Annotated in this window: 9 protein-coding genes; 5 read left to right on the forward strand and 4 right to left on the reverse strand. The window is 45.5% G+C overall.

Features of this window, described 5'->3' with window-relative positions:
* Positions 1 to 200: 200 nt before the first annotated feature.
* Positions 201 to 557, forward strand: coding sequence for a hypothetical protein (locus NO989_RS20935; RefSeq protein ID WP_371343141.1), 357 nt, complete (start codon positions 201 to 203; stop codon positions 555 to 557).
* A gap of 99 nt (positions 558 to 656) precedes the next feature.
* On the opposite strand, the gene NO989_RS20940 is transcribed toward NO989_RS20935, so the two are convergent.
* Both NO989_RS20940 and NO989_RS20945 read right to left on the reverse strand, forming a co-directional pair.
* Positions 657 to 2,903: a TonB-dependent receptor gene (locus tag NO989_RS20940; RefSeq protein ID WP_061485988.1), complete on the reverse strand. Its 2,247-nt coding sequence runs from the start codon at positions 2,901 to 2,903 to the stop codon at positions 657 to 659.
* A 262-nt stretch (positions 2,904 to 3,165) separates the two neighbouring features.
* Positions 3,166 to 4,155: a GlxA family transcriptional regulator gene (locus tag NO989_RS20945; protein ID WP_283630357.1), complete on the reverse strand. Its 990-nt coding sequence runs from the start codon at positions 4,153 to 4,155 to the stop codon at positions 3,166 to 3,168.
* A gap of 142 nt (positions 4,156 to 4,297) precedes the next feature.
* Between NO989_RS20945 and NO989_RS20950 the strand changes: the two genes are divergently transcribed.
* From NO989_RS20950 to NO989_RS20965, 4 genes are all read left to right on the forward strand, one after another.
* Entirely contained in the window at positions 4,298 to 6,100 is a 1,803-nt protein-coding gene (locus NO989_RS20950; protein ID WP_371343142.1) for an acyl-CoA dehydrogenase, read from the forward strand.
* A gap of 76 nt (positions 6,101 to 6,176) precedes the next feature.
* Complete coding sequence (locus tag NO989_RS20955; RefSeq protein WP_039236240.1) at positions 6,177 to 6,944, forward strand: SDR family NAD(P)-dependent oxidoreductase; 768 nt, start codon at positions 6,177 to 6,179, stop codon at positions 6,942 to 6,944.
* Between the two features lie 76 nt (positions 6,945 to 7,020).
* A complete protein-coding gene (locus NO989_RS20960; protein ID WP_014949725.1) occupies positions 7,021 to 7,782 on the forward strand; it encodes an SDR family oxidoreductase in 762 nt (253 codons plus the stop codon).
* 25 nt (positions 7,783 to 7,807) lie between these two features.
* On the forward strand, positions 7,808 to 8,266 hold the full coding sequence (locus NO989_RS20965; RefSeq protein ID WP_371343143.1) for a YaiI/YqxD family protein: 459 nt from the start codon (positions 7,808 to 7,810) through the stop codon (positions 8,264 to 8,266).
* A gap of 42 nt (positions 8,267 to 8,308) precedes the next feature.
* On the opposite strand, the gene NO989_RS20970 is transcribed toward NO989_RS20965, so the two are convergent.
* On the reverse strand, positions 8,309 to 9,547 hold the full coding sequence (locus NO989_RS20970) for an IS4 family transposase (protein ID WP_371343144.1): 1,239 nt from the start codon (positions 9,545 to 9,547) through the stop codon (positions 8,309 to 8,311).
* 166 nt (positions 9,548 to 9,713) lie between these two features.
* Positions 9,714 to 9,965, reverse strand: coding sequence for a hypothetical protein (locus NO989_RS20975; protein ID WP_371343145.1), 252 nt, complete (start codon positions 9,963 to 9,965; stop codon positions 9,714 to 9,716).
* Positions 9,966 to 10,094: the final 129 nt, after the last annotated feature.

Genomic DNA, 10,094 nt, shown 5'->3' on the forward strand with positions numbered 1-10,094 from the left:
TCGCGATCGCAGCCTTCGGCTGCTAGAAAAAATAAACCCCTCCGAAAAAAGAGGGGTTTATCATCAATCTGAAGCCGCTTTAAAAAGCGGCTTTTTTGTTTGCATTTTAAACAAATGAACATATACTGTATAAATATCAGTATGGTTTATTTTGAGTCTTATCTTGGTTTGCTAAAAAGCGCAACGTTTAGGAGATAGTTATGCAAACAGGCATTAAAGCGGTTGATCAGCTTATTTCAAAACACGGCATTATGGCAGAATTCGGATCAGACACGTTTCAACGCCGTAGCCGCTTGACTGGGGGCGACGAGCGCGCAAATGGGTTGCCTTTCTGTATGTATCAAAAGGTGGTACATGCCCCTTTGTCTCATCAGTTTACCGTGCATCACTTTTATATGCCGGGTAATAAGGGGAAATTAGCGAGCTTTTTGTTTAATGAAAAAGGGCAGTTAATTGAGCAGGTCTACTACCAGAAAGTTGCCCGCTGGGTGGAAGTGTGCAAAAAATTACAGCAGCTAGTACAAATGCCTACGTCTGATATTCATATGGCAGCGTAATTGATTGTAAAAAAAAAGCGGTAACGTTTCTCAACGTCACCGCTTTTCTACTAAATAGATAGGTAGCTACAATGGAAGAGAGTAGCTACTTAACTTGTCTTAGTAATATGTGTACTTAAACTCAACACCCCAAATTCGAGGCTCGTTTACAATACCTGTTAAGTTTGCAAAGTCGATTGCACCTTTAACGTTGTCTTCGTCTGTAATGTTACGACCGAATAGCGCTACCGTGTAGTTGTGCGCAAAGTTCTCATAACCAATGCGTAGACCGCCTTCGAAATTGTCGTCTGTAGTAAACTCAACCGCTTCATATAGGAAGATGTTGGTTTCACCTTGGAACGCCCAATCAGTAAACACGAAGAATTCACCGTCATCACCCATAGGGATAGTGTAACGTGCAGTGAAGTTAAAGATTGATTCAGGTGCTTGCGGGAAAGGGTTTCCGTCAATGATTGCATTGAATCCATCTGGGCGCTCGTCAGTTACTGTACAGTAGCCAGTGAAGCCATCAGATGCGCTTGTACCACAAGGTGCAACCGTTAGAGAGTCATCTTTGATCTCAGTGTGGTTGTAGCTGTAGCCAGCAGTAAAGGTAAGTTCGTCAGTCGCTAGCCATTGAGCGTCTACTTCAAAACCATAAGCTTCACCTTCGTCAGCATTCACTAGCGCAGTAAAGTTGTTACCACCACCAATGGCCGAGAACTGCATGTCATCAACGGTATAGTAAAACGCAGCAGCGTTTAGACGTAGCGTGTCGTCGAATAGGTCTGACTTAATACCCACTTCAAAAGAGTTGATCGTTTCTGCGTCTGCAACTGAAGGTGCACCTTCAAATGCAACGTCACGACCTTGGATAGTTTGCGCTCTGAAACCATTAGCATAGCGAGCAAAAACAGACATGTCGTCAGTTACACGGTAGTTCGCGCTAAGCTCAAAGCTTGTTTGACCGTCATCTACGTTGATGTCTTCGTAATCCTGAACGGCAGCAATGCCTAGAACAACGGCAAAGCCGTCAACGTTCTGTTCGCCAACCACAAGAGACTTCTTGTCGTGAGTGTAACGGATACCACCAGTAACGTTTAGCTTGTCGTTAACTTGGTAAGATGACTGACCGAATACCGCCCATGTTTGGTTTTCATGGAATACCGTAGTCGCGCCAAAGAAACCGTCGATGCTGGTTACGTTGAACGATGCGTCGTAATAGAAAGCACCTACTTGCCAGTTCATTGGGTCGCTGGTGTTGCTTGCTAAACGAAATTCTTGCGTGTACTGCTCTAGATCGTCAAGGTTATCTTGAGTCACAAAGTTTTGTGAAGCAATCGCGTCGCCGTCGATGTCGCCAAGGCTTGAACCTTCAGCGGTTTCGATTGCAGAGATTGAAGTAAAGGTTACATCGTCCATGTCGTATTCTAGTTTAAGTGATGCACCTAAACCTTCGTAAGACTGTGGGTTGTTATCTGTACCGTTACCTTCTAGATCGCCGTCGTAGCTTACTGTTTCGCGGTCGTAGCTATCGTTAAGGTCATTGCTGCCTTTATTAAAAACGTTTCCACGGAAAATTGAAGCAGTACCGTCTAAGTCGCGGCCGTGTACGTTGAGAAGTGCAGAGAAGTCCGCCGATGGCTCCCAAAGAAGCTGTAAGCGCCATGCTTTTTCGTCGAAGCCGCCTAATGCGTCGTTTTGACCTGTTGCTGCGTTGTCGATGTAATCATCACGCTCTTGTGACAATACAGAAAGACGGGCAGAAAGTTCGTCAGTAAGACCGCCGCTAATAGCGCCTTCGAAGTTCATTGTACCGTATGAACCGAAGCCTGCTTTCGCGTAACCTTCAACGTCTTGGGTTGGTTTTACTGTATCAAATTTAATGATACCAGCAGTGGTGTTACGACCAAATAGTGTACCTTGTGGGCCACGAAGTACTTCAACTTGCTGAACGTCGAAAAGCGGGAAGCTTTTAAGTACCACGTTTTCCATTACCACTTCATCCATGATAATCGAAACAGGTTGTGATGCAGCAAGGTCGAAGTCGGTGTTACCTAGACCACGAATATAAAAACGCGGTGCAACACGACCATTTGATGACTCAGCATAAAGACCTGGTACGCGAACCGCTAGAGCAAGAATATCTTCACCGCCAGAGAATAGGCTTTCGAATTTCTCACCGCTTAGTGTCGCAACAGAAATAGGTACTTCCTGAATTGACTGAGTACGCTTTTGCGCAGTAACGGTAATCTGTTCAAGTGAGGCTTCTTTTTTTTCTGTCGTCGCGGCCTCTTGTGCAAGAACTGAAGAGCTGAACGCAGCACTAACGGCTAACGCTAGTGTGGCGATTTTGTGTGTTCTCATGTTTCCACCAAGATGATTTTAAATTTATACTTTTGTAGTGTTTTTAGCACAAAAAATAACAATCTATGCTTGGCGCTGCATTTTACACAAACTTTTACATAAAAACTTCAAATTTGTGCAAACCAAGGCGTTTTTCATCGAAAATGCACAATATTAGTTAGATTGAATATAACTAAAAAGCCTGTGTGCACAGGCATGGAACATCAAACTTAATAGAGAGATATTTTTTGGTGCAAGTAGTCTACTAACCATCTAAATCAAATTAGCCTCGCTTGAATTTCGCTCGGTATTGAGAAGGTGATAAACCAGTCGTTTTTTTAAATAGTCGAGTGAACGAGCTAAGGTCTTCATAGCCTACAGCGCTAATCACGCTCTCTAACGGCATACTAGAGGTTTCTAAGAGCTTTCTCGCGTGCTCAATGCGCAGCGACTGTAAATACTGACCTGGTGTAATATCACACGCGTTTTTAAATCGGCGTATAAGTGTGCGTTCGGTCATATTATGCCGTAGCGCTAGTTCGCTTAGCGTACATTTATTTTGTACGTTCTTTTCCAGAAAAGACTGTACCGCTTTAATGTCCTTGTCTGAGTGAAATCGTCGCTGACGACTGCTGGCATAAATAGTTTGGCTTGTTCTGGACACATCCAAAACGTGGGATTTTGCCGTATCGCTCGCAATCTGATGACCACAGTAGCGTTCTATCAACAAGATAGATAAATCAATCCACGCCATGCCGCCGCCTGCACAAAACACCGTATCATCTTCAGTAACCATTTTCTCGGGTTGTAAGTTTACGGTAGGGTACATGGTCTTAAATTTATCTGCATATCCCCAATGCGTAGTGGCAATTTTATTGTCCAATAATTCGGATTGGGCCAAAAGGAAAGTACCGGTGCAATTGGCGGCAATGTCGGCCCCCATTTTCTGCAGACGCCTTATGTGTACAAGCAGAGGCGCTGTGCTTTCTAGCACTTCATCAATATCGCCACCAATGGTGGGAATTAACAAGACATCAGTGTGTGAGACTTCTTCGATGGCGATATTGGGCTGTAGAACAACTTGATTAGAGCAAAGAATAGGCTGCCCATGGTGACTGGCCAACTGTACTTTGAACTGTGGTTTGGTTGGTAAGTTGTGTATTCGCTGCCAACTAATACCTGCGAAAGCAAATACATCGAGGGCTCCTGTAATGGCAGATGCCAAGGCTTGGTTAAAGCCGAGTACGGTAACGGTGAACTTCGTGTCATTCATAAAAATAATTCGAGTTATAAAATAAGATAAAACTCAGTGATTGTTGGCGCGATTGACCATTATTGTGTCATTAATGACAATAATGGCACGATAACGAATATGACACAATGTGTTAACAAGTTTTCGTAGAGGACAGGACACCATGGCCGACCAACTTATTCCCCGCCGTGAAATGCAATTTCAGCTGTACGAAGCATTAAACACCGCAGCCTTATGTGAAAAAGCTCGCTTCGAAGAGCACAATGTAGAAACCTTCAACGCTGTTATTGATATGGCCGAGAAGATGGCAGAAGAGTTATTTCTTCCTCATAATGCCGTTGCTGATAAAAACGAGCCTACATTCGATGGCACTAAAGTCTCTATGATTGACGACGTAAAAGTGGCCTTCGATACTTATAGAGAATCGGGCTTTATCGCGGGTCACTTCGATTTTGAAGATGGCGGTATGCAGCTTCCTGTTACCGTTATGAATGCCTGTGCGGGCTACTTCTTGGCGGCTAACCCATCGTCAACTGCTTATCCTTTCTTAACTGCGGCTGCCGCCAATGTCATTAAACACTTTGCCTCCGAAGATATCAAAAGTGCGTTTCTATCAAAAATGCTAGCGGGTGACTTTACTGGCACCATGGCGCTTACCGAGCCCCATGCCGGTTCGTCACTTGCTGATATTCGTACATCAGCAAGGCCGCAAGATGATGGTACGTACCGAATCAAAGGCAGCAAGATTTATATATCAGGTGGTGAGCATGAGCTTTCTGACAACATCGTGCATTTGGTGTTGGCGAAAATTCCAGGTGGTCCAGCTGGTGTAAAAGGCATCTCCTTATTTGCTGTACCTAAATACCGCCTAGACGCTGACGGCAATCCAGATGTGCGCAACGACGTAACCCTTGCTGGTCTTATACATAAAATGGGCTACCGAGGTACGACTTCAACCGCACTAACCTTTGGCGAAAATGGTGACTGCCACGGCTACCTGATTGGCGAGCCGCACCAGGGTTTGCGCTACATGTTCATGATGATGAACGAAGCACGCATTGGCGTGGGCTATGGTGCTGCCATGATAGGGTATCGCGGGTACCGTTACTCACTAGAATACGCAAAAGATCGTACCCAAGGTCGCGCTGCGCCTAATCTTGCGCCAGAAGACGAGCCTACACCTATTATCAATCACGGTGACGTGCGACGTATGTTGCTAGCGCAAAAGGCCTACTGTGAAGGCGGTATCTCCCTCTGCTTGTACGGCAGCATGCTGATTGATGAGATGGAAACGGAAACTGACAGCGAAAAGCGTACCGAACTTTCTCAGCTTTTAGATCTTTTAACACCCGTGTTCAAAGCATGGCCTTCGGAGTTTGGCCCTAAAGCCAACGATTTGGCAATTCAAATTCTAGGTGGTGCGGGCTACACCCGTGAATATCCTGTTGAGCAGTGCTGGCGCGATAACCGCTTAAACCCAATTCATGAGGGCACGAATGGTATTCAGGCGTTAGACCTGCTGGGAAGAAAGTTATGGCAGCACGACGGCAAAGGCCTTCAGGTGCTGCTTTCTCGTGTAACAAGCGATATGAAGCGCGCAGAAACGCCCAGAGCACAGGCGCTAGCTGCAAAATTAAAACCATACTTAGACCAGCTTGGCGGTTTAATACAACAAGCTGCGGCCGATCTGCGCTCTGATAAACAGCCTGTTTTACTAACTAACGCGAGCTGCTTTTTAAATATCTTTTCAAGTTGTGTGGTGAGCTGGATTTGGCTGCGCCAGGCAAATGTTGCCGAACAAGCACTCGCTAATGGTGCCGGCGAGCAAGACGTTGACTTTTATGAAGGTAAGTTATCAGCAGCTGAATACTTCTTAAATTGGGAGTTACCGCTAGTCAGTCGCGATATTGAGGTGCTTTCTTCACGCGAGGCGACGTGTAACAACGTAAAAGCGAGTTATTTTTAATCGTTCAAATCAAGAAGCATGCGCAGTGACCAAAATTAACGGCGTTGCGCTTGTTCACTAAATTGGAGTACAGCTAATGAATGTAGCTGCAAATGTTGAAGGTAAACATATTCTTATTACTGGTGGAGGCTCGGGGATCGGCGCTGCATCGGCTCGCGTATTGAGTGCACGTGGTGCAACAGTCGGTATTGCCGACTTAAACGAAGGTAATGCCAAAACATTGGCTGAAGAAATTGTTGCTGCAGGTGGCAAAGCCTATGCGGTGTCAGTGGATGTTACCGAACCGGCTCAGGTCAAAGCGATGTTCGACACGGCGCTTTCTCATAACGACAAGATTGACGTAATTATTAATAACGCGGGTATCGACCATTTTCCAGCTCCGCTAACTGAAGTCGATGACGCCATGTTTATGAAGAATATTCAGGTCAACTTAGCTGGCGTGTGGTATTGCATGAAAAACGCCCTTAAGCATATGACGACGACAGGCGGTGGTCACATCATCAATATTGCCTCTGTAGCTGGATTGCGGTCTGCGCCTATGATTAGTGCTTACAGCGCTTCAAAACATGGGGTAGTGGGGCTTACTAAATCGGCGGCAGTGGAATACGCAAGGGCGAACATACGCATAAACGCTGTTTGTCCAAGCTTTGTAGATACCCCTATGGTGCAAGGCGTTTTATCAAAATTGGATGAAAGAGGCCAAAAAGGGCTTATTGGCGCAAATCCAATGAAGCGTTTGGGTAAACCAGAAGAGATTGCTAATGCCATTGCTTGGTTGTGTAGTGATGAGTCGTCATTCATGACGGGTCAGTCCGTAGTACTCGACGGTGGTATGTTGGCCTAGAGCAGGCACCGCAACAAGCGTTAATAATAGAAATTAAGCACAAAGCACTTTATCAGCAAGAATTAAGGATATGACAATGAAGAACCTTTTTGATTTAACAGGAAAAGTGGCACTGGTTACAGGTGCAAGTCGCGGTATCGGTGAATCCATTGCCCGTTTGCTTGCCCAGTATGGCGCGCATGTTATTGTATCAAGCCGCAAAATTGACGGCTGTGAAGCCGTTGCTTCTTCAATTCGTGACGCAGGTGGTAAGGCGACAGCGCTAGCGTGTCATGTGGGTGAAATGGAGCAAATTACAGAAGCATTTAACGTTATTAAACGCGATTTTGGAAAACTGGATATTCTAGTAAACAACGCGGCAGCCAATCCTTACTTTGGGCATATCTTAGATACTGACCTTGGCGCCTACAATAAAACTGTAGACGTCAATATTCGTGGCTACTTCTTCATGTCAATTGAAGCTGGCAAAATGATGAAAGAGCAGGGTGGTGGCGTCATTCTCAACACGGCATCGGTAAATGGTGTAACACCGGGCGACATGCAGGGGATTTATTCTATAACGAAAGCTGCGGTTATCAGCATGACTAAGTCATTTGCAAAAGAGTGCGGTAGCTTGAACATTCGCGTAAACGCATTATTGCCAGGCTTAACCGATACTAAATTTGCGTCAGCGTTAACAACTAATGAGCAAATCCTGAAGCACGCACTTAAAGTTATTCCACTAGGCCGTGTCGCTGACCCAGATGAAATGGCGGGCACGGTATTGTATTTAGTATCAGACGCTTCAACCTACACGACCGGCACGACAGTGGTGGTAGATGGTGGTATGCTAGCGTAATTAGATACAGTTACGAGATACGACCATGCATATATGGGTTGACGCCGACGCGTGCCCTGCAGTGATCAAAGACATTCTTTTTAAGGCAGCCAGACGTACCAAGCTGCCTTTGTCTTTGGTGGCTAACCATTCCATGTCTGTTCCACCAGACAAGCACATAACCTTAACGCAAGTGCCGTCAGGCTTCGATGCTGCTGACGATTATATAGTAGAGAAGTGTGAAGCGGGTGACTTGGTGATTACCAATGACATTCCATTGGCCGCTGATGCACTGGCAAAAAATGCACTAGCGTTGAATAATCGTGGTGAAGAATACGACAAGTCGTCTATCAAGCAGATATTGGGCATGCGTGATTTCATGGAAACCATGCGCTCAAGCGGTGAACACACAGGCGGCCCAAAAGCCTTCTCCCAACGTGACAAACAAAACTTCGCCAACGCACTAGACCGACTCCTCACCCAAGGCCTCCGCAACCTCAAATAAAATAATGGGGTCAGAGTCTGAGGGATCCCCACGAATTTAATTTCATGTGCCTGCGGCCCAGGCCCCGTCGACTATGGAGCTGTACCATTTGAGTGCAGTTTTCCACTGTCGCATAGTGAATCTTATTCGGCAAGCAACAGCTCTCAGACCGAGATAGTGGAATGACAGCACGCTTCTGGTGTCGGTATTAGCTTGGAAGCGCCGATATTTATTCGAAGAGACGACTACCATACCCAATAAGATAGCAACCAGTGACGCTAACGTAGTAAGTAATATCAGTATTGTTAGACGCTGCTTTTTCACGCTTTTATTCTGTTCATAGCCAAGCCCGAACTTGGTACTTTTCATGTCTCTAAAGCCTTCTTCAATCTGCATCCGCTGGCGATAAATAGCCACAACCTGTTTCGATAAGCGTCGATGAGATGCTAGTGATGTCGCTAACAGCCACGGGTCTTTCGCGCCTTGCGCATGGACTTTCGAGCGCTTCGAGGCTTTGCGTGTACCATCTGGATTTGAAGCGTGGCGTCCTTTCGCTTTCTGCTTGAACAGCACTAACGTACAGGCAAAGGGGTTACCTCTAGCTATTTGGCTGTTATCAAAACGCTTTGGTCGACTGGTCGCTTGGGCATAAAGGTGACGAATACACTGCCACGTATTTCCGCTGTCGAGTGAGTAAAAATGCGGTTTGCGAACCCGTCCGACAATATCCCAGCCTAACGCTAATACTTCCCTGAACCAAGGTGATTTATACCCTGCGTCGGTGACGATAATGGGCCGACAGTGGGAAGGTAATATGGCGTGCAACGTTTTTAAGAATGCCTTGTGGGTGGCGGGTTTCTCTTTGGTCTTGTTGCAGTGAACTTCTTGATAAAGTGTGACGGGTCTACCCTTTAAAGATATGGCCGCGCGTAAAAGAAAGTGCGCTTTATGGTCATCTAAATCTGACCAGTCGATTGAGATAACAGGGCGTGACGTGCTGCCACAAAATAGTTGGCATATAGATGCATAGATAAACGGTGTTTCACTTAATAAATGCGGGTTTGAAAGCAAGCGGTCAGCACGTTTAATCCGATGTTTTTCAAAGGCTTTAGTCTTAATTCCTCGACCTATGCTGGTTACGGTTGCTGCGCTTCCGTTGAGCAGGCTCTTAACGCACGCCGTTATCGCGTTTAGACGAGTTTTATGCATTTTATAGCTGACAAGCGATATGACATTGTTCACAATAGATAGGGCATTCATGGCAGTTTGGTCTCGGTGATTTTTGGCGATTGATCTGATCACCAAACGTCATGAATGTTCCTATCTTTTTTATCTTATTGATATTGCAATGTTATTTGTGGGGATACCTCAGGGTCAGAGTACATTTCTATAGCGCGATCTGATCAGCGAAAATAATGGGGTCAGAGTACTTTAAATACTGAAAAAAGTACTCTAACCCCATTGGGTTTTAGCAATCTCCACCACCGCCATCACTGCTACAAGATGAGCTTGAGCTACTGCTTGGCGTATATATCGCTGAGGCACCATCGCTTTGAGAGCCTGGCGTACCACCGCGAGTCTTGGAAATAAACGTAATTAAGAACATCAATGCACATAGCGAAATAATAGCGATAGATGTTTTCCATTCACCGGTTACAGCTCCGCTATAACACGAGTACGCAGCCACGGCTAAACTAACAAGCCTTATTAGTAACCTCATAACGATCTCCTTTTTACCGGAAGGCATTAGGGGTGAAAAATGTACTCTGACCCTGAGGTATCCCCACAAATAATGACTAAAATTCAGTAAGATAAAAAATAAAGGGAACATTCATGACGTTTGGTGATC

Origin of the sequence: Alteromonas sp. DY56-G5, from assembly GCF_041414725.1 — a bacterium.
Lineage (GTDB): Bacteria > Pseudomonadota > Gammaproteobacteria > Enterobacterales > Alteromonadaceae > Alteromonas > Alteromonas macleodii.

What these genes read in the sequence shown, in the direction of transcription:
- NO989_RS20965 (WP_371343143.1), top strand. Translation starts at nt 7,808, where the DNA reads ATGCATATATGGGTTGACGCCGACGCGTGCCCTGCAGTGATCAAAGAC.
- NO989_RS20960 (WP_014949725.1), top strand. Translation starts at nt 7,021, where the DNA reads ATGAAGAACCTTTTTGATTTAACAGGAAAAGTGGCACTGGTTACAGGT.
- NO989_RS20945 (WP_283630357.1), bottom strand. Translation starts at nt 4,155, where the DNA reads ATGAATGACACGAAGTTCACCGTTACCGTACTCGGCTTTAACCAAGCC.
- NO989_RS20950 (WP_371343142.1), top strand. Translation starts at nt 4,298, where the DNA reads ATGGCCGACCAACTTATTCCCCGCCGTGAAATGCAATTTCAGCTGTAC.
- NO989_RS20975 (WP_371343145.1), bottom strand. Translation starts at nt 9,965, where the DNA reads ATGAGGTTACTAATAAGGCTTGTTAGTTTAGCCGTGGCTGCGTACTCG.
- NO989_RS20935 (WP_371343141.1), top strand. Translation starts at nt 201, where the DNA reads ATGCAAACAGGCATTAAAGCGGTTGATCAGCTTATTTCAAAACACGGC.
- NO989_RS20940 (WP_061485988.1), bottom strand. Translation starts at nt 2,903, where the DNA reads ATGAGAACACACAAAATCGCCACACTAGCGTTAGCCGTTAGTGCTGCG.
- NO989_RS20955 (WP_039236240.1), top strand. Translation starts at nt 6,177, where the DNA reads ATGAATGTAGCTGCAAATGTTGAAGGTAAACATATTCTTATTACTGGT.